Origin of the sequence: Xanthomonas vesicatoria ATCC 35937 (genome assembly GCF_001908725.1) — a bacterium.
Classification (GTDB): Bacteria; Pseudomonadota; Gammaproteobacteria; order Xanthomonadales; family Xanthomonadaceae; genus Xanthomonas; species Xanthomonas vesicatoria.
In genome coordinates this window covers 2,222,515-2,241,328 of record NZ_CP018725.1, presented here as the reverse complement: position 1 = coordinate 2,241,328, position 18,814 = coordinate 2,222,515, and the positions used below count along the sequence as shown (strand labels likewise).

Below are 18,814 nucleotides of genomic sequence, written 5' to 3'. Positions count from 1 at the left end.
TTCCAATCTCAAAGCCGGTGGCGCGAGCACTCATGGCCAACGAACGTCCTGCCCAGCAATCCGACATCAAGCTACTGATCAGCAAGGGCCTGGAACAGGGCTATCTGACCTACGCCGAAGTCAATGACCATCTGCCCGACGACCTGGTCGACCCGGAGCAGATCGAAGACATCATCAGCATGATCAACGGCATGGGCATCGATGTCCATGAAGTTGCCCCCGATGCCGAAACCCTGCTGCTCAACGACGGCAACACCGGCAACCGCGAGGTTGACGACACTGCCGCCGAAGAAGCCGCCGCAGCGCTGACCGCGCTCGATACCGAAGGTGGCCGCACCACCGACCCGGTGCGCATGTACATGCGCGAAATGGGCACGGTCGAGCTGCTGACCCGCGAAGGCGAAATCGCCATCGCCAAGCGCATCGAAGAAGGCCTGAGCCAGGTCCAGGCAGCACTGGGCGTGTTCCCGCTGTCGACCGAAATGCTGCTCGCCGATTACGAAGCGCACAAGGAAGGCAAGAAGCGTCTGGCCGAGATCGTGGTCGGTTTCAACGACCTGATCGAAGAAGCCGATGCCGCCGCTGCCGCGTTGGCCGCTGCCGGCCCGGTCGCCGTGGACGAAGACGCCGTCGATGAAGACGACGACGAAGATGGCGATGACGACGCTGCCGAAGAAGAGGCCGGCCCGACCGGTCCGGACCCGGTGGAAGTGGCCACGCGCATGGAGAACCTGGCCAACGAATACGCCAAGTTCAAGAAGATCTATGCCAAGAACGGCGCCGAGCACAAGCTGGTGGTCAAGGCGCGCGAAGACATCGCCGCCATCTTCACCACGCTCAAGCTGCCGCTGCCGCTGACCGACGCACTGGTCACCCAGCTGCGTGGCGTGGTCAACGGCATCAAGGACCACGAGCGCAAGGTGCTGCACCTGGCGACCACCGTGGCGCGCATGCCGCGCAAGGACTTCATCCGCTCCTGGGAAGGCAACCAGACCAACCTGGAATGGGTGGAGGACGCACTCAAGCGCAAGCAGAAGTGGTCGTCGGCGCTGCGCGACGTCAAGGATCAGATCGTCTCCGAGCAGCAGGGCTCGATCGAGATGGAAAAGGCCAACTACCTGACCCTGGGCGAGATCAAGGAAATCAGCCGCGCGATGGCCTATGGCGAAGCCAAGGCGCGCAAGGCCAAGAAGGAAATGGTCGAGGCCAACCTGCGCCTGGTCATCTCCATCGCCAAGAAGTACACCAACCGCGGCCTGCAGTTCCTCGACCTGATCCAGGAAGGCAACATCGGCCTGATGAAGGCCGTGGACAAGTTCGAATACCGTCGCGGTTACAAGTTCTCGACGTATGCAACGTGGTGGATCCGTCAGGCCATCACCCGTTCGATCGCCGATCAGGCGCGCACCATCCGTATCCCGGTGCACATGATCGAAACGATCAACAAGTTGAACCGCATTTCCCGCCAGATGCTTCAGCAGTTCGGCCGCGAGGCCACGCCTGAGGAGCTGGCCAAGGAAATGGACATGCCCGAGGACAAGATCCGCAAGGTGATGAAAATCGCCAAGGAGCCGATCTCGATGGAAACCCCGATCGGTGACGACGAGGATTCGCATCTTGGCGACTTCATCGAGGACACCAATGTGGAGTCCCCGATCGACAACACGACCAACATCAATCTCTCCGAGACGGTGCGCGACGTGTTGGCCGGCCTGACCCCGCGCGAGGCCAAGGTGCTGCGCATGCGCTTCGGTATCGACATGAATACCGATCACACGCTGGAAGAAGTCGGTAAGCAGTTCGACGTCACCCGCGAGCGGATTCGGCAGATAGAGGCCAAGGCGTTGCGCAAGCTGCGTCACCCGAGTCGTTCGGAACAGCTGCGCTCGTTCCTGGACATCGACTGACCTCATATCGTCGTCGGAGAGTGATCCCACAACAGCCCCGCAGATGCGGGGCTGTTGCGTTTCAGCCACCTGTCCGGCGATCTCTTGCCGAAGCAGGGGCAGAGTTAGGGCGCAGGGCTTCACGCCTTTGCGACGAAGCCGCACCGCAACGCACTATTAAGTGGATGTTTCCTTCAATCTCACGCGAGATTGCAACCTGCGCTGTAAGTTCGAGCGCGACAGGAACCCGAGACCGTCCGATGAGCAGACAGAGCCGCTTCGAAACGACCACGTACCGTGATCATGAGATCCGCGTACGCGTCGAACAGGCTTCGCCCACCGCTAAGTGGACTTTGTGGGTGGACGTTTACGCCAACGGCGGAAGCAAGCGCCTGCCACGCATTAACGACCAAGCCGAGACCTGGGATACCTACCAGGACGCGATCGCGCAGGGATTTCTTGCAGGGCGCCAGCTGATCGATAAGCAGCGTGAGACAGCGGATGCGTGATAGCTGTGGGTGGTAGGCGCATAGCGCGTAGGTGGTGTGCGGGCATTGGCACCTCGTTGTGGACAGGTGCGTAAGTAGCTGCTGGGGCCGGGCAGGTATCGAAGTCCCGTGGCGACGGCACGCTGGTCAGGAATTGCCGATTGGAGACGCGGCCTCTGTGTAGGTATGCGAGCGTGTCCAGATGTGCGTGCACGTCGGACTAGTGGAGTCACTGCCCGCGCCGCAAGATACCGATACGCAGAGAAGGTGGGTCCGCGGCAGACAAGCGCGCGGACAGACAGGTAAACTTGCCCAACTCCTGTGGGCCCGACGCATTGCATGCGGCACCAGCGAGCGCTGTGCAGCAGGGCCTATAGCTCAACGGTTAGAGCAGAGGACTCATAATCCTTTGGTTCCAGGTTCGAATCCTGGTGGGCCCACCATAAAATCAAGAGCCTATGTCCTGCCAAAGCGCCTTGAGTTGAGGCCAACGGGAAAATTAGCTGCGCTTTGGCGGTTTTACAATGGGCAACGCGTGGTCATAGCGGCCGGTCATTTCTGGTGTCACGTGCCCTGCAGCGTCTTGTTTGTCGCCCCGGTTACCCACTGTGTCAGTAGTGCCTCGATGCTTAAGGCCATGCAGCGAAAAGCGCTTCTGCTTTGAAATGATCCCTTCTGTCATTGCGAGCTTGATGAATCGCTGCCAGGCGCTATCCAGCGATGACTTAGCCATGGGATTACCGGTCGCACATGGATGATGTAATGGTTCGCCTGTCCGGCGAATACCTTTTAACCGCACACGTTTTCCGGCTCGGGGACAAATGTTGCGCAGAAATCCTCGTCTCTAGAAGTGGTGGTATCACGCTACGGCAGCACAGATTGCCGATGACAGGATTCACTTCATACGTGGAGGCAACTTCCTACGCGCAGAGCCTAATGCGCCAGTGCAGAGTTGCGGGCGACGGCACGCTGCTGCTGCCAGTCGCCGCCGAAACGCAGCTGTCGCAGGGGCGGCAATGAAGGCGCACAACGCATTTTCCAGTTCAAGCGATGTGGTGAAGCCTCTTGATCCATGGCGAACTTATTCCTGCGTTCTTGGAGCTGGAGTTCTGTAGTCCATGTCATGATCTATGAATCTATATCAAAACGTAAATATCGGTACGGTATATGAATTATTCCCAAGGTATCTTGGGGTAATATTAAATATTTCCAGGGGGGATTTTCGTTTTGTGCGTTATATTTTCGCTCTTTTATCAATTTCGTTGGGGGCGTGGGCTATTGTTTTAACGATACCTCCACAGAAATTTTCCAAATGACGAATTGCCTGGTTGCGGGACACTATGCGGATCGCAAAACGTCCAAGCCATATCGTTATATTTTAGTTGCTAGCGTATTAGCATTATTCGCGTCTGGTTCCGCACTGGCTATTGATCCGGCGCGACTCCATCAACCAGTTATCGGTGGCACCGTTCTGACAATGAGCCTTGGTAACGAGTGTACGGCGGGCCTTGTGCTCAAGCAAAAAGGCTTTCTTGCCAACCTAACTCCATATCGGCGGGCGGTGAGATTCGTTCTAACCGCTGGCCATTGTGGTGAATACAATAGCTCGGTTTCGGTCAGAGGATCGGACCTGGGCTACGTTTCTTGGAAGTCAAATGTTTCAGATCTTGAATTGATTCGGGTCGAGCCAGTTAACCACAGTTATCGACATTGCTCAGCACCATCAACAGGGCTTACCTGCTCAATCGTTTCGAGGTATGAGCCGCGTGCGCTCGGAAAAGTACTGCTCTCAAGAGCTGCTCTCTATCGTTCACGAGATGGGGGGCTTGCTTCGATAGCTGTGAGCGGTCATGCGCCCGCATCCGCGACCGAACGGTTCTGCACAAGCGGTAGAACCACTGACGTGATGTGCTACTGGACGGACGCTCGAATTCCTGCGGAAAACCCTATTACTGCCGGACTACTTGGCGCAACGGCCGATTTCGGCGACCTCATAGGTCCAGGTGATTCCGGTGGCCCGGTGGTTAACACTTCAGGCGTTATGCATGGAATCATAAAAGGGCACGCGTCGAATTTGAATATGATGTTGTATACCTCTACTGCCCAGTTTTTTCATGAGCAGCCTGACTATGAGGTTGCACCCCCCAACTGATATTGCGAGTCAATCTAGGTTGGTTGAGAGTTTGCTCTTAAGTCCGTGACGTCGCCGCCCCTGATTGAGGGGCGGCTAACCAGGAGGAAAGCGAGCGCCGTAAAGATAGGAGGTCGAGCAGCATCTCGTAAGATTTTCAGAGGCTAAGTTTGGTCTCACCTTGCACTTTGATTCTAGTTCCAGCTGCGTCAGTGGGCCTTCGCCACTAAGTCGATGTGTGGCCTTGGCACTAGCCAATCCTGCAAATCAACCTCGCCTTTGAAGTTGGCTAGCCTGACACGCTGTTCTGGACACATGTCGGGCCGTCCGATCGCCAGGGTGTAATCGAGCTTCGCCAAGCCACGCTTCACCCGCTCCAGCTCCGCGTGTGCATGCTGGCGTGCCGTTGACTCATCGGCATACGACTCACGCAGACGCTTGGCATTGTCGTCGGTGCCTACGAGCACCGACTGCCGCCGCGCCTTGCCCTTGTCCACCCAGTAAACACGCACGCCGGTGTAGGCATCACGGTCGGCCACGGAGTAGCGGTGTTGGTCGCCGTCTCGTCGTGTGAGGGTGACAGTCGGCAGCGGCCTGCCGCTCACTGTGGTGCCGGCACCAATCGGTGCAAACAGAAGCGCCCCGGCTTTGACCGTCGCGACCGCATCGAACCGTTGCCCCAGCCCCGTCAGTAAATTCATGTCGCTCTCGTTCGCCTGGTCGAGGTGCGGCAGCTTGGTACGCGCCAATGCCTCGGCGACGCGAGGCGTCAGTCCGTGTTCGCCGGCCAACGTGTTGAGCACTGCGCCCAGCGTGGTGTTGTGCCAGCTGCGTTCGCGGCGTGTGCGCCCCTGTGCTACCCGGTTTGATTCGCGAGTCGGTGCGCAAAGCTGGCAAACATCATCTGACGGGCAAGCCTACCGAATTGATGCGGTGCGGATCTGCGAGGCAGGCGGACACGTGCTTGATCCGTTTGCGGGGAGCGGAACCCACATTGGTTGCAGCAGTATTGGAGGGTTATCGCTGGACCGGTGTGGAGATGACTGAGCACTATGCCAAGGTCACCAATAGCCGAGTCTCTCAGCTATAAGCTAAGCACTGTGGCCACCCTCTCCGGGGCGGCCACGTCCTGCTGGAATATCTCTGCCCATCATCCACATGTGCTGTCTTTGTAGAAGCACTGCATTCGCTCACCAGCCATTGTGAGTATAAAGCCTGTCATGGTGGTGCGGTGGCAGTTGCTTGGTCGCGCAGTGAATTAACTGCAGCTTGGCACATCCAATTGTGTCGCCGGCCGCATTAATGCAGGAAAAAGGCTTTTGGTGCAACGTCGCTTATACAGCCTTGGTCTCACGCTATTTCATGTGGATGTGGCCGAGTCGGCATAATAATTTACCCGGAAATCATTGCTTCGCTAAAACAACTGCGACTTCTGATTTGGGTGCTTCAACGTTTAACCATAGAGGATGATTATTAACTCCAAACTCACGAGAACAAAACATGAATAATCCCAAATCGAAATACATGCTTGGAGCCTGTATCGTAGGATGCTTAGCTAGCACAAGCGCAGCAGCGCAGGTCTCCGGAAATAACGATGCTGGCCGCGCTGAGGCTATGTCTACGTGGGAAGCTACGATCATGAAAGAGGTTCCTGCGATGGAGGGCTGCTTTCGTTCGACATTTCCGAACACGGGTTGGCAGGCGGTACGCTGCGGGGCGCAGCCGAAGTTAGTCATGGGTTCGCACCAGGTTGCAAACGGCAACGGCCTTATAACTACCAACGCTGACAGGGCGCTAATTACGGGTGACGGTCACGATTATGCAGCGCGCTCAAGCAGGCTTACCCGCTCGGCCGTTGGCTCGTTCCCGGGTGTAAGCGGCGTGACCACTGGTGTGGTCCAGTATTCTCTACAGATCAACACCGATAATGCAAGCAATCCTGCCGCCTGTGCGCAGTTCGGTTTCTCTTCATGCAAAACCTGGCAACAGTACGTTTACTCGAGCGATTCAGATGAAAATTCCAGTAACGGTTTCCAACCCGTTATCTTCATCGAAAGCTGGGTCTATGCCGACAGTTCCTCAGAGTACGACGCGGTCGGTTGCCCATCCGGTTGGGATGCCTACGAAGGCAACGCATGCGTGATCAATAGTGACTCGGTGACTGTACCTCTAGTACCAGTGTCGGGCATTGGCGGCGTCAAGTTGACAGGTTCGGCAACCTCAGGGGGCGTGGACACCTTGACGTTCTCGGTGAACGGGCGAGCCTATAGCGTGAGCCAGAGCGCCTCCACTGTGAGCATCAATAAGATTTGGCGCCAGTCCGAATTCAACGTCTTCGGTAACGGCGCCAATACGCAGACTGTGTCGTTCAATCCAGGCTCACGCGTCTCGGTAAACCTGGCCGTAAACGATGGGACGACAAATGCCCCAGCCTGTCTGGGCGATGCCGGCACCACGTTCGAGCAGAACAATCTGACACGCGGTAGCTGTAACGCCTTTGGTGGTACGTCTCCCGGCATCAGTTTCCTCCAAAGCAACTGACTGTTTGCGTCTGGGAAGGTTCCGTCTTCCCAGGCGTTGTTCTTGCAGCGGAATCTAATCGAGTCGCACCGAGCGGTTGCCTTAGACCTTGCGCAATTCATTGGTCTAGGACCAATGGCGCCGTCAGGTGGGCTGGGTGCCACTAGGCCAGAATCAGGGCTGAGGTGACGGCCCGCAGATCGCGTTTCGGAGCTATCTAGAGCGAGGTCGCTAACTGGGATGATCGGGAAAATTGGCGGGACGACCCAGCGCGCACTAGGCCTCACGGCCTGGCTTCCGGGAAAAATACGCCCTGCAAGCTACTGATTTTTAGGATTAATAGTGCTAACTCATAATCCTTTGGTTCCAGGTTCGAATCCTGGTGGGCCCACCAACAGAAAGCAGGCACTTGGACGCGCATCCAAGTGCCTCTTTGTGGCTCGGGAAGCTATCAGAACCATCTTCCTCTGTGTTGATCGCGTAGTGGCGGCTTCTGGATAAGCGACTACGTGCGCGGTATTCATCATGCCGCTCCATCGCGGTGCGATTGCTTGCGCAGCCCCGTGAGAACATCGACTGTACGGCCTCATGCATGCAGACACGCCGCCGGACCACAATGATGCTTTGCGCATCGCCGTCCAATGAGGCCATCAAAGCTAGCGGCCTCGCACGCACGGACTTCGATCTGATTTGCTCAGGAAATGGAGAGCATGTGGCAAGCCACACTGCCTATGGTCACGAGTGGGATCAGAAGTGAGTGCAGATTGATGGCGTCAGTTACGATCGTGAGTAGGTGCGGGCGACGTATCAGGTCGACATCCATCATGGCACTGGGCGGATCAGACCACCTAAAAGCATGGCCCCCTATCCCAAGAAGTGGCGACGGTGGCTGGTGGCAGCTGCAAGATCTAAGCATCACGCCGAACCGGATCCAAGGCGCGGTCAAGTTCAATGGCATGAATGGCCCAAGCTTTCGATAGATCGGCACAGTGGGTTCATGACGTTGAAAGGTTCTGAAACCTTTGAGGGAGCCTGCACGGCGGTGGAGCCAGACCGTACCGCTTCAGAGGTGTAATCGAGCCTTCCAGGATGCGCCAAGCACAAGCTGCTGTGTGCAGTTACGTGGCAGGCACGACAACGCGGTACCGGCAGGTATGGACGTCTATGATCATGCCGCCGCTTGGTCGCATGCTTGCGGAGGCGTAGCGTTATACCGGTAGCTACTCATTTGCACGCACGATTACGCGTGCCGGCGGAGCAGGCTTAAGCGATGCCTGTGCCGCGCCGCCGGCGCATCCGGGTAATGGCTGCACTATGCCGTCATCATGTGCCGAGCAGATCTTGTAACCACTGCTCAACGCTGCGCGGTGTGCTACCCAGCAATTGCTGGGCACTGGTGGCGGGGGTGATGGTATTGGCAGGGGTTTGCCAAAGGGCTTGGTAGAACCCGGCGACGGCCATGGCAGCGGGGCCGAGCAGGGGTTGCAGTTGCTCGCCGAAGGCTTCGGGTTGCACAGGCCGGAAGTGGACATCGCGCTTGAAGTGTTTGGTCATTGCTGCGGCAAGGTCTGCGCCCAGCAGGCCAGGTAGCTGGCCGATGCCGACCACGCCGCTGATGGCGGGCTGCTCGAATAGCTGCGCAGCGACGTCGGCGATGTCCAGGTGCGAGCTCCAGGACACCGGGAAATCCTCCCGGATCGGGTAACCGGGGACGCCGTTGGCGTGCACGCCGTCGATAACGATGGGCAGCAGCAGGTTTTCCAGATACAGGCGCGGGGCGATGATGGCGTTGGAGACGCCGCTGCGTTGCACGCCATCGATCAGCAGGGCGATCGCCGAGTCGGGGGCTGCCTGCAAGGGGTTGCCCGGCTCGTCGACGATGCTGCCGCTGGTGGAAATCAGCACACGCGCAGGCTTTGCGGCGGCAATGGCCTGGACGATGTTGGTGGCGTAGGCCACGCGCACGTCTTCGGGCGCTTGAGGCAGGTGCACGAAGACGCCGTGCGCGCTGCGATAGGCCTCGGTCAACGACTGGGTCGAGCCATTATCGATCTGCACCGAAGGACCGGCAGCCGCGTTGGCGTTGCGTACTGCGGCCACAGCGTGCTTGCCGGCCTGCAACAGCACGTTGAGCAGCGGGGCGCCTTGTGCGCCGGTGGCGCCATGGATGATGTAAGTCATTGGCATACTCCTGTGGATGTGAGGGAAAGCTGTGAAGGAGCATGCGTGGCGTGCTTCGGTTACTTCAACTGCACTAATGGCAAGTCGCTGAGGGCATGTCCGCATGGAGAACGAGATGACACTCAAGCAAGGGATCGAGATTGGCGTGGTGTTGTATGCCGATGCGCAGCAGGCGGCCGTGCTCGGACTGACCGATCTGTTTACGGTGGCTAATCGGCTCGCGGGCACGCGCGGTACAGCGCAGGGCGCGGCAATCCGGGTCACGCATTGGCAGCAGGCAACACCCACCGCGGTGCCGTCATGTGTATTTGAGAGCGACACACACGTCGGCGCGCGCCTTTGCGCGTTGATCCTGCCGCCAAGTTTGGTCGATGTGCCTGATGAGCAGCGCAACGCTGGCCTGATCGACTGGCTGCGCAGACAGCATGCCCGGGGCGCGATGCTGTGCTCGGTATGCGCGGGGGCATTCCTGCTGGCCGGCACTGGCGTCGTGGACGGACGTCGCATGACCACGCACTGGCTACACGCAGACGCGCTGCAGCAGCGCTTTCCGGCGATCCGTGTGGACTCGGACGAAATGCTGATCGATGAGGGCGATATCATGTCCGCAGGTGGTGTGATGTCCTGGACCGACCTGGGTCTGCGGTTGGTGGACCGCCTGCTGGGACCGGCGATCATGCTGGAAACCGCACGTGTGATGCTGGTGGACCCGCCGGGCCGGCAGCAGCGCTATTACAGCGTGTTTTCCCCGCGTTTGACGCATGGCGACGCGGCTATCTTGAGGGTGCAGCACTGGCTGCAGCAGACCGGCGCGCAGGATGTGGCGCTGACCAGTCTGGCCGCACAGGCGGGACTGGAGGCACGCACCTTCTTGCGTCGGTTCCAGAAGGCCACCGGCATGACCAGCACTGAATATGGCCAGCGGCTGCGGATCGGCCGGGCACGAGCCTTGCTGGAAGCAAACGTACTGACCATCGACGCGATTGCGTGGGAGGTCGGCTACCAGGAGTCGGCGGCGTTTCGCAAGGTATTCAAGCGCACTCTTGGGCTGTCGCCCAGCGACTATCGGCGGCGATTTGCAGGCGCAAGCAGTGCCCGGGCGAGCTGAGCTTACCGACCGGTTTCTTACTTGACGTGCCTCCAACACGTGTGGCGTTGGTGAAATGTCGCTACAGGACCGATGATGTCGGCGGCGCCACTCGTGGTGAATACGGTACTAGCGCATGCTGGTGCATGGCATTCAACACGAGAAACACCATGAGCAAGGCCGTCATTGTCATCGATCTGCAGAACGATTATTTCCCCGGCGGGAAACTGCCGTTGAGCGAGATCGAGCCTGCGGCCGCAAACGCATTGGCGGTAATCGCCAATGCGCGCATTACGCGCGTTCCGGTATTGCATGTGCGTCACGAGGCGGCTGCAGATGCCGCGTTCTTTGTGGCCGGTTCGCGAGGCGCGCAGATCCACGATACGGTTTCGCCACACGATGGCGAAGTGGTCATCGTCAAGCGGCACGTCAATGCTTTTCGCGAGACGCTGCTTGCGCAGCAACTGCAGCAACATGGTGTAACGGACGTGGTGATTGTTGGCGCGATGAGCCACATGTGCGTGGATGCCTGCGTGCGCGCTGCCTCCGACTTGGGCTACACGGTGACGGTGCTGCACGATGCCTGCGCCACGATGGATCTGGATTTCGGTGACACCAAGGTGCCGGCGGCACACGTGCATGCGACGATGATGGCCGCGTTTCAGTTTGGCTATGCGGCGGTGCGATCCACGCGGGACTACCTGCAGGCTCAGTGAGACAGTGGCGCGCAAGCGGCGCTGGGTGCTGATGCGTGGGCCGATTGCTGAGCGAGCTGCGCTTGGCCCGGGACGGGGTGCGCCGTACATTGCAGCGCGCAGCGCCGCACGCGTCCAAGCGTCAGGCTGCGACGAAGGGTCGCAGGTCGCGTGGCGTTTTTTCATTACACTTCGCCCGTGCACCTCGGTCCCTCGCCCTTGTTCAGCATGATGCAGCGCCTGGCTTGCCTGGCGCTGTTGCTGTTGCTGGTCGCGCCGTTGGTAAGCCGCTCGCTCTCGAACGCCGCCGGCTTCCTGGACGGGCCGCTTTGCCACAGCCAACCCTGGCAAGCGGGTGTGAGGGCTGCGGCGGGTGGCGATGCACATGCTGCGCAGTGGTCAGCAGGCGCGCAGGTTGGGACAGCCAAGCGATGGCTGAGCGCCGAACACGATCTGCATCAGGCCGATGGCGGTCATGTGCCCACGTGCGAGTACTGCCTGCTCGCGGCGCGGCTGTTGCCGTATCTGTTGATGGCGTGCGTGCTGTTTGCGCCCAGTCGCGGCGTGCTTGCGCCTGAGCGTTTGGCCGCCGCGCCTCGATTAGCCGCACGCAGGCTGGCACATGCGCCACGTGGTCCACCGCTGTTTGCCTGAAACATCGGGTCGAGAGCTGCACCCGCCTACGGGTGTGACGTTGGATGTTTTGGAGCATGTAGATGACGTACTTTGCCTTGCCGCCCCGTGCGGCGGCGACGCCTTGCCTTGCCCTTGTGACGCTGGTGCCGGCACTAGCGCTGATGACCACTGCCCAGATGCGCCGGCTTGCCGCGAGCGAACTGCGACACGTATTTCAGGACGACGCGAGCGACGATGCATCGCGCCTGCACTCACCGGATCATGCACTTTGCGCAGAACCGCCGGCCGGCTTTGAATGAAACTCATCACCTATGCGTGCGCACCCGCTGCCGAGCGCAGCTCGCCTGCAGCGCATGGTGCGGAATGGAACGGCAGACACAAGGCCGCTCTCAACGGAAGGATATGCATCAGGATGCGATCAATGCGATTAGTGTGGAAGCGACGATTGTCGCAGGTGATGCTGGGGTGTCTGGTCTGCATAGTGGCCGGATGTGGGCAATGGGGCAGTGGGGCTGCTCCCAATGGTGCAGATCTGAGCGCGATGGCGCGCGGAATGGATTTTTACCTGTACGACACCGAAGGCACGCCACGGCCATTGCGCAGTTTCCGTGGCAGGGCGTTGGTGCTGTTCTTCGGCTTCACCCATTGCCCGGATGTATGCCCGACGACGCTGGCGCGTGCGGCGCAGGTCAAGCGCAAGCTGGGTGCGGATGCCGCGAAGGTGCAGTTCGCGTTTGCCACACTGGATCCGCAACGCGATAAGCCAAACGTGCTCAGGACCTACGTGAGGGCATTCGATCCGGACTTTATCGGCTTGACCGGTAGCGAGGGCGATATCCGCGTGGCCGCGGGCAATCTCAAGGTGAGCTATGCAAAGGTGCCGATGGGCCCGACGTACACCATCGATCACTCGACCCGCAGTTTTCTCTTCGATCGCGACGGACAGCTGCGCGTGGGCCTGGCCCACGCGCAGACGGTGGACTCGGTTGTGCACGATATCCGGCAAGTGCTCTGACTGAAGCAAGAGTGGCCTGCCGGCTTCCCGCAGTTAAACGTCGATGACCGCGATGCAAGGCGCTGTGGCGCATGCACGGCTCGACCCAAGGAGAACGAAATGAAAGTGCATCTACTGATGGCGAGTGCGTTGTCTGTCTTGTCGATGGTGGCCTGCGAGCGCACACCTGCGCCCGAGGCCAACCCGGCACCCGCTGCCGAGGCACCTGCTTCGACTGCGGCGCCGACGCCGGAGCCTGTCGTGGTGGCGAGCGGGGCGTGGTCGCGTGCAACGCCACCGGGCGCGCCAGTGGCAGGTGGCTACCTCACCTTGCGGAATCAGTCGGCAACGCCGGATCGTCTGGTGGCGGTGGAATCGCCAGCCAGTGCACAGGTGGAAATCCATGAGATGACGATGGATGCGGGCGTGATGAAGATGCGCCATCTGGAACAGGGGCTGGTCTTGCCGCCGGGCAAAGACGTGGTGCTGGGTAATGGCGGCACGCATTTGATGTTCATCGCGCCGCACGCGCCGTTCGAACAAGGCAAGCCGGTGGTGGCCACGCTGGTGTTTGAGCATGCACCGCGCGTCGAGGTGCAGTTCGACGTTCGCCCGATGGGCGCATCGGCGCCCGATGCCGGGTCGCATGACGCGCATATGCACTAGGCAATGTCGTTGGCAAGCAACCTGCCAGCACCCTGCGTGCTGGCAGCCATGGGTCGTCCGCTACCAGGATCAGTCAGTTAATGGAAACGTCAAAGGCTCCGTGTTGTGGTGTGGCACGTTTTTTTCAATTGCTGGAGGGCCCTTGGGCGTCGCTGATCGTGCGCGAGCTGCTTGCCGGGCCGCGCCGGTTCACCGAACTCAGGCAGGCATTGCAAGGCATCAGCGCACATACGCTGACCAGCCGCCTGCGGCAGTTTGAGGCCTCCGGTCTGGTGGTACGCACCGCGTACGCGCAGACGCCGCCGCGCGTGGTGTACGAACTCACGCCATTGGGCGAAGGGCTGCGCGGCGTCTTCGATGCACTGCGCGAATGGGGCGAGTCGGTGCCGGCGCAAGCCACGACGGTCATCCAACCAACGGATGGCGTGGCAATGAGCATGCGGGAGATTGCCGCCGGCTGCCCGCTCGCCAAGTCCTGAGCAGGTGTTTGGCTTAGCGCCCACGGCGCCGTCTGCAACTGCGGGCGATGTCGTGGCGTTGTTTCGATGCGTGATGTACCGGCCGCCGCAAGTCTAAACAGGCAGCAGTGAGCAGAGCACGCACATTAGCCACTCTTCCAGCACGCAATCTGCGGCTGGAGCATCGCCGCCAAGCCGCGCCTGCTGCGCATCCCAGTACTTAGGTTGTTGTGGAATATACGATTCGTATACGATATGTATATTCCGCGACATACCAGGAGCCAACCATGGGCATCGTCAATATCGATGACGACCTGCACGATCAACTGCGGCGCGCTTGTACCGTCACCAGCCGGTCGATCAACGCGCAGGCCAATTTCTGGATCAAGGTCGGCATGTTGTGCGAGATGCATCCGGACTCTTCGTTCCAGGACATCGTGGCGCAGGAGCTGCGTGCGGCGGGGGTAAGGCCGCAAGCCTTGAAGCCGCCCACCGCAAAGCCAGGGCGCGCATGATCAAGCGGCCGGATGAGATCGCATTGATGGCGATCTCCGGGCAGCTGCTGGCGCAGGTCTTTCATGCGCTGGATCGGCTGCCGCTGGAGGGACGCAGCACGCTGGAGCTCAACACCATTGTCGAACGGATGATTGTGGACGAGCTCGACGCGCGGCCTGCGAGCAAGGGGCAGTACGGATTCGAATTCGTGCTCAATGCATCGATCGACGACGTGGTCTGCCACGGTGTGCCATCGGCGGACGATGTGCTACGCAGCGGGCAGATCGTGAATCTGGACATCACGCTGGAAAAGAATGGCTTTATCGCCGATTCCAGCACGACGTATCTGGTGGGCGAGGTCGCCTATCCGGTGCGGCGGCTGGTGCAGACCGCCTATCAGGCGATGTGGAAAGGCATCGCTGCGGTGCGGCCCGGTGCGCGCCTGGGCGATATCGGGCATGCCATTGCGCGGCATGCGCGCGACCACGGCTATAGCGTGGTCAAGGAGTATTGTGGGCACGGCATCGGACGCGCGATGCATGAAGAACCGCAGATCCTGCATTACGGCCACGCGGGAACCGGCTTGGCGTTGCAGGAAGGCATGGTGTTCACCATCGAACCAATGATCAATCAGGGCCGCGCGGCGATCCGTTCGCAGCCTGACCAGTGGCCGGTGTACACACGCGATGGCAAGCTGTCGGCGCAGTTCGAACACACGGTGGCGGTGACGCGCACCGGCGTGCGCGTGCTCACGCTGCGGCCCGACGAAACGCCGCTGTGCCCGGTAGAGTGAAGCACGACAGCGCACGGCGCGCGGCAGCTGTCATTCCGGCGATGCGCGCCTGGGCGTGTCGGGCACGCGTGGGATGAGCGGGGTGGTGTTGGTCTGCAGCAGTGTCTGTACGGCTGTCTCGACACTGATAAAACGCCTGCGTTGCAGCAGATAGACCACCATGAGCAGGGCAACGAACATCAGCGTTACGCCTGGCTTGATGATGGCTGCGGGCAGCAGGATCCCAATCACGATATACACCATGGTCCAGTTGCAGCTGCCGGTGATGGTGATCTCGCGCTGCCTGCGGTCGACCGCGATGCGCCCGCGCATGATCGGTGGGTACACCGGGCCGACGATCACCAGAAATGTCTCGCGAAACGCGTAGACATGCTCGGATAACGGATGGAATCTCAGTTCCGGCCAGCGCGACCGATCGAGCGCATGTTCCACCTGCGCCAATGAAAAACAGTCCAGCGCCTGACGGCTTGCCGGAATCCGGCGGCGGAACACCGGTAGTCCCCATCCGAAGTACATGCGGTTCCAGGTGATCGACAGCACGCCTTCGATCGCGATCACGACCAGCAGCAGGGTGAACATCCAGGCTCCTTGTTGTCGGTAGAACACTGCTGCGGGTTGGCGAGGGACTGCGGTCCCACGGTGCCAGTGCCGACTCTAGCAACCACGCGCGCGGCACAGGACGATCAAGCCGCCAGCGCGCCGCAGGCGGCGGACCTGTGGCCGTCGGATTGCATCAGGTCAGCGAGACTGATGCACACTAGATGCCACCGCCAACGTCGCCACGTCCGACGCGCTGATCCAGCAACCCCTGGTGCCATGCAGCCACAGCCCCACACTATCCTTCCTGCGCAGCCGTCTACTACCGCGCAGTGGCGCCGACCCGTCGAGTGGTTGCGCCGGCAGTTGCGTGCCAACGATCTGTGGTTCATCGGTCTGGCGGCCCTGGTGGGGTTGGTGGCTGCCACATTGATGGTGCTGCAGGCCGGGATCGCGCACGCGTTGCAGGCCTGGTTGTACGGGTTGGGGCCGGATGCACGGCTCAGCACGGCAACCTCGATCACGCCCACGCAATTGCTGGTGCTACCGCTGGGCGGGCTGCTGGTGGGCCTGGTGGCGTTGATGGCGCGCCGGCGCAAGCGGCCGCTGGTGGATGCGGTGGAAGCCAATGCGCTGCACGGCGGGCGCATGTCGATGCGCGACAACCTGATCGTGGCGGTGCAGACCTTGCTGTCCAACGGCTTCGGCGCATCGGTCGGGTTGGAGGCGACCTATACGCAAATGGGATCCGGCGCCGGCTCGCAGCTCGGTCGCATCCTGCGGGTGCGCCGCGCGGACATGCGCACCCTGGTTGGCGCCGGAGCGGCGGGTGCCATCGCCGGCGCCTTCGGTGCACCGCTGGCCGGTGCGTTCTATGCGTTCGAGATCGTGATCGGCGCCTATACGCCCTCGGCGTTGGCTCCGGTGGCGGCGGCGGCACTGGCCGGTGCGTTCATGGCCAGCGCGCTAGGTGCAGCGCCGTACTCGTTACCAGCGGCGGTGGCGTACCAGTTGCAGCCCCGCGACTACGCGATCTACGTTGCGCTGGGGTTGGTGTGCGCGTTGATCGGCATCGCCGTGATGCGCCTGGTGGCCGGTATCGAACGCAGCGTGGGGCGTATCAATCTGCCGCTGTGGGGCCGCCCGGTCATCGGCGGGTTGCTGCTGATTCCGTTGGCGATGTATTCGCCGCAAGTGCTGTCCTCCGGCCACGGCGCGTTGCACCTGGATATGACCAGCACCACCACCTTGCAGGTGCTGGCTACGCTGTTGGTGCTCAAGTGCATTGCCTCTGGCATTTCGCTGGGTTTCGGCTTCCGCGGCGGGTTGTTCTTTGCGTCCCTGTTCATGGGCTCGTTGGTCGGCAGTCTGTTCGCGGTAGGCGTGAACCTGTTGGTAGGTGCCGCGGCGGTGGATGTCACCAGCGCGGCGCTGGTGGGTATGGCCGCCCTTGCGGCGGCGATCGTGGGCGCACCGATGACCATGGCGATGCTGATCCTGGAGGGCACGCACGACTTTGTACTGGCCAGCGCGGTGATGGCGGCAGTGTTGGTGGCCAATACGGTGGTGCGCCAGGTATTCGGCTATTCGTTTTCGACCTGGCGGCTGCATCTGCGTGGCGAAAACATCCGCAGCGCACGCGACGTGGGCTGGGTACGCCATCTGTCGGCCGGCAAGATGATGCGCAAGGATGCCAACCACACCGCGCAGGACATCAGCGTCGGCGACTTTCGGCGCCGCTTTCCGCTGGGTTCGACCCAGCGCGTAGTGCTGGAAGATGCGGCCGGGCACTATGCCGGCGTGGTGCCGCTGGCGGTGCTGTATGCCGACAACGTACAGCCGGATGCACCGGTGAGTGACTACGCCAAACATCGCGATGCGGCGTTGCTGGCAGACACCGACATCGTGGCGATCATGAAGGTCTTCGATGCGACGCAGGCCGATGAGCTGGCGGTGATCGATACCGAGCGCCGGGTGCTGGGCGTGTTGTCCGAAGGGTTCGTGCGCAAGCGCTACGCCGAAGAACTGGAAAAACGCGAGCGCGAATTGATGGGCGAGCGGACCAGCGGCGACGACTAAGGCGGTCCATCCGGACGCAACGCAACTGCACTGGTCGCTACAGAAGGTTCAACAGGATGGCAATGCAAGGCAAAGCGGCCAGGCGACGGGCGCCCGACAGCAATCTCAAGCGTGCGTGCTACTACAAGGCAGCAGCCGAAGTGGCGTGCTCGCTGGCCGCCGAAGCAGGGTCTGGTGTGCTTGGCGTAAGGGCATGGGTACCCATCAACGCGGTGAGTCGTCGGTGGCAATCGCGCACGGCAAGCGCGGACGCCGGCATGTTGCAGGCGTCGAAGGTGTGTGCTTCCGCCTGCCAGGCGGCGAGCAGGTCTTCCAGGTCGCGGAGCAGGCTTGGCATACGGCTTTCTCGATGGGAATTTGCTATCTACGGCCGCACACAGTGCGTGGATGCAAGGTCGCTGTGATGCAGGCTGACTCAGTTATCTAACGACACAGCGCGGCCACCCCGCCCCAAACCTGCGTGCGTCGCCAGCCACGCCAGGCGTGTGTCTGACCAGCCTTGGCATGGCCAGCGCTGTCGCAAGCGCCGTGGTTCGGACGTGTTTGCGCAGTGAGGAAGATGCGCACCACTCGACGTCAGCCACACGTACACGTCACGGCGCCGGGAAGAGGCTGGCTAGGCGGCCTTCTGCCGCGGGAGATCAGCATGCGTACGCAAGACACTGGCAACGGACGGATCGGCGACCCCAGCCCGCCTAATGGGGTCAAGGCACCCGGCAAGAACGATGACCTGTTGCAGGACGGCCCGGCGCAGGACAGCGAGATCGATGACGACGACAGCATCGAAGGCGATCTCGACGAAGACCAATAGCTCTGGTGGCAACAGCCGCACAGCTCGTGCGCGTGCGGTGAATGCGCTTTGAAAGCCGCAATCGCGGTTGCCGCTAGCCGTCGGTAAATGTCGCCTTGACGATCCAGTCGACAACCTCAGAGCTGACGTTGCGTTGCGCATCCAGGTTAGTGAAGTCAGGGCACACGTAAGTCCAGGCAAACGCTCGGCAACCTCGATCAATGCGCGGAGCTTGCGCGCCACCGGGCCGCTCCCGAACCCATGCGCCAGGAACGGCACGTGCCCCATGCAGCGCGCCACTCGCGTGCCCGATCGGCATGCACGCGGGTCAGATCGGGGTGCGCATGTGCGCCGCTCGTCAGCCGGCGCTGCCCGACC

19 protein-coding genes, 1 tRNA gene and 2 pseudogenes are annotated in these 18,814 nt (G+C 60.9%); 17 read left to right on the top strand and 5 right to left on the bottom strand.

Annotated elements, in window-relative coordinates:
* The first annotated feature begins 32 nt into the window (after positions 1–32).
* The 3 genes from rpoD to BJD12_RS09795 all read left to right on the top strand — a co-directional run bounded on the left by rpoD (position 33) and on the right by BJD12_RS09795 (position 2,817).
* Positions 33–1,907, top strand: a complete 1,875-nt coding sequence (gene rpoD, locus BJD12_RS09805) for an RNA polymerase sigma factor RpoD (RefSeq protein ID WP_005988035.1) — start codon at positions 33–35, stop codon at positions 1,905–1,907.
* A 164-nt stretch (positions 1,908–2,071) separates the two neighbouring features.
* Positions 2,072–2,395, top strand: coding sequence for a DUF6566 family protein (locus BJD12_RS09800; RefSeq protein ID WP_042827578.1), 324 nt, complete (start codon positions 2,072–2,074; stop codon positions 2,393–2,395).
* Positions 2,396–2,741: 346 nt separating this feature from the next.
* A tRNA-Ile gene (locus tag BJD12_RS09795) sits at positions 2,742–2,817 on the top strand.
* A 56-nt stretch (positions 2,818–2,873) separates the two neighbouring features.
* On the opposite strand, the gene BJD12_RS09790 is transcribed toward BJD12_RS09795, so the two are convergent.
* Positions 2,874–3,107: a site-specific integrase gene (locus BJD12_RS09790; protein WP_074052556.1), complete on the bottom strand. Its 234-nt coding sequence runs from the start codon at positions 3,105–3,107 to the stop codon at positions 2,874–2,876.
* A 579-nt stretch (positions 3,108–3,686) separates the two neighbouring features.
* Between BJD12_RS09790 and BJD12_RS09780 the strand changes: the two genes are divergently transcribed.
* Positions 3,687–4,526 carry a chymotrypsin family serine protease gene (locus tag BJD12_RS09780; RefSeq protein ID WP_005988039.1) on the top strand — a complete coding sequence of 280 codons (840 nt, stop codon included), beginning with the start codon at positions 3,687–3,689 and terminating at the stop codon, positions 4,524–4,526.
* A 168-nt stretch (positions 4,527–4,694) separates the two neighbouring features.
* Here BJD12_RS09780 and BJD12_RS09775 read toward each other — a convergent pair.
* Positions 4,695–5,362 (bottom strand): annotated as a pseudogene (locus BJD12_RS09775) (contractile injection system protein, VgrG/Pvc8 family); the annotation flags it as partial.
* On the opposite strand from BJD12_RS09775, the pseudogene BJD12_RS24945 reads away from it, so the two are divergent.
* Positions 5,353–5,595: pseudogene (locus tag BJD12_RS24945) on the top strand (DNA methyltransferase); the annotation flags it as partial. The pseudogenes BJD12_RS09775 and BJD12_RS24945 overlap by 10 nt on opposite strands.
* A gap of 410 nt (positions 5,596–6,005) precedes the next feature.
* The gene (locus BJD12_RS09765) at positions 6,006–7,046 is read left to right on the top strand and encodes a hypothetical protein (protein ID WP_039427789.1); all 1,041 of its coding nucleotides are present in this window, start codon (positions 6,006–6,008) and stop codon (positions 7,044–7,046) included.
* A 1,302-nt stretch (positions 7,047–8,348) separates the two neighbouring features.
* Here the strand turns inward: BJD12_RS09765 and BJD12_RS09760 are convergent.
* A complete protein-coding gene (locus BJD12_RS09760) occupies positions 8,349–9,206 on the bottom strand; it encodes an NmrA family NAD(P)-binding protein (protein ID WP_005988045.1) in 858 nt (285 codons plus the stop codon).
* A gap of 115 nt (positions 9,207–9,321) precedes the next feature.
* Here BJD12_RS09760 and BJD12_RS09755 point away from each other — a divergent pair, with 115 nt between their 5' ends.
* From BJD12_RS09755 to map, 9 genes are all read left to right on the top strand, one after another.
* Complete coding sequence (locus BJD12_RS09755) at positions 9,322–10,314, top strand: GlxA family transcriptional regulator (protein WP_042827586.1); 993 nt, start codon at positions 9,322–9,324, stop codon at positions 10,312–10,314.
* Between the two features lie 149 nt (positions 10,315–10,463).
* Positions 10,464–11,009 carry a cysteine hydrolase family protein gene (locus tag BJD12_RS09750; protein ID WP_005988049.1) on the top strand — a complete coding sequence of 182 codons (546 nt, stop codon included), beginning with the start codon at positions 10,464–10,466 and terminating at the stop codon, positions 11,007–11,009.
* A gap of 207 nt (positions 11,010–11,216) precedes the next feature.
* Positions 11,217–11,642 carry a DUF2946 family protein gene (locus BJD12_RS09745; protein WP_058564012.1) on the top strand — a complete coding sequence of 142 codons (426 nt, stop codon included), beginning with the start codon at positions 11,217–11,219 and terminating at the stop codon, positions 11,640–11,642.
* Between the two features lie 62 nt (positions 11,643–11,704).
* Positions 11,705–11,923: a hypothetical protein gene (locus BJD12_RS24215; protein ID WP_126936579.1), complete on the top strand. Its 219-nt coding sequence runs from the start codon at positions 11,705–11,707 to the stop codon at positions 11,921–11,923.
* Positions 11,920–12,639, top strand: coding sequence for an SCO family protein (locus BJD12_RS09740; protein ID WP_244149918.1), 720 nt, complete (start codon positions 11,920–11,922; stop codon positions 12,637–12,639). Before BJD12_RS24215 ends, BJD12_RS09740 begins: the two co-directional genes overlap by 4 nt.
* A 99-nt stretch (positions 12,640–12,738) precedes the next feature.
* Entirely contained in the window at positions 12,739–13,284 is a 546-nt protein-coding gene (locus BJD12_RS09735) for a copper chaperone PCu(A)C (RefSeq protein WP_005988055.1), read from the top strand.
* Between the two features lie 80 nt (positions 13,285–13,364).
* Positions 13,365–13,763: a winged helix-turn-helix transcriptional regulator gene (locus BJD12_RS09730; RefSeq protein ID WP_042827580.1), complete on the top strand. Its 399-nt coding sequence runs from the start codon at positions 13,365–13,367 to the stop codon at positions 13,761–13,763.
* Positions 13,764–14,029: 266 nt separating this feature from the next.
* On the top strand, positions 14,030–14,257 hold the full coding sequence (locus BJD12_RS09725) for a ParD-like family protein (protein WP_005988057.1): 228 nt from the start codon (positions 14,030–14,032) through the stop codon (positions 14,255–14,257).
* Positions 14,254–15,030, top strand: a complete 777-nt coding sequence (map, locus tag BJD12_RS09720) for a type I methionyl aminopeptidase (protein WP_005988058.1) — start codon at positions 14,254–14,256, stop codon at positions 15,028–15,030. Before BJD12_RS09725 ends, map begins: the two co-directional genes overlap by 4 nt.
* A gap of 30 nt (positions 15,031–15,060) precedes the next feature.
* Here the strand turns inward: map and BJD12_RS09715 are convergent, their stop codons facing one another.
* Positions 15,061–15,609, bottom strand: coding sequence for a hypothetical protein (locus tag BJD12_RS09715; RefSeq protein ID WP_005988059.1), 549 nt, complete (start codon positions 15,607–15,609; stop codon positions 15,061–15,063).
* Positions 15,610–15,846: 237 nt separating this feature from the next.
* Here BJD12_RS09715 and BJD12_RS09710 point away from each other — a divergent pair, with 237 nt between their 5' ends.
* On the top strand, positions 15,847–17,646 hold the full coding sequence (locus BJD12_RS09710; RefSeq protein WP_050812833.1) for a chloride channel protein: 1,800 nt from the start codon (positions 15,847–15,849) through the stop codon (positions 17,644–17,646).
* Positions 17,647–17,767: 121 nt separating this feature from the next.
* On the opposite strand, the gene BJD12_RS09705 is transcribed toward BJD12_RS09710, so the two are convergent.
* Entirely contained in the window at positions 17,768–17,983 is a 216-nt protein-coding gene (locus BJD12_RS09705; RefSeq protein WP_005988061.1) for a hypothetical protein, read from the bottom strand.
* 309 nt (positions 17,984–18,292) lie between these two features.
* Between BJD12_RS09705 and BJD12_RS24580 the strand changes: the two genes are divergently transcribed.
* Positions 18,293–18,457 carry a hypothetical protein gene (locus BJD12_RS24580; protein ID WP_005988062.1) on the top strand — a complete coding sequence of 55 codons (165 nt, stop codon included), beginning with the start codon at positions 18,293–18,295 and terminating at the stop codon, positions 18,455–18,457.
* Positions 18,458–18,814 lie beyond the last annotated feature (357 nt).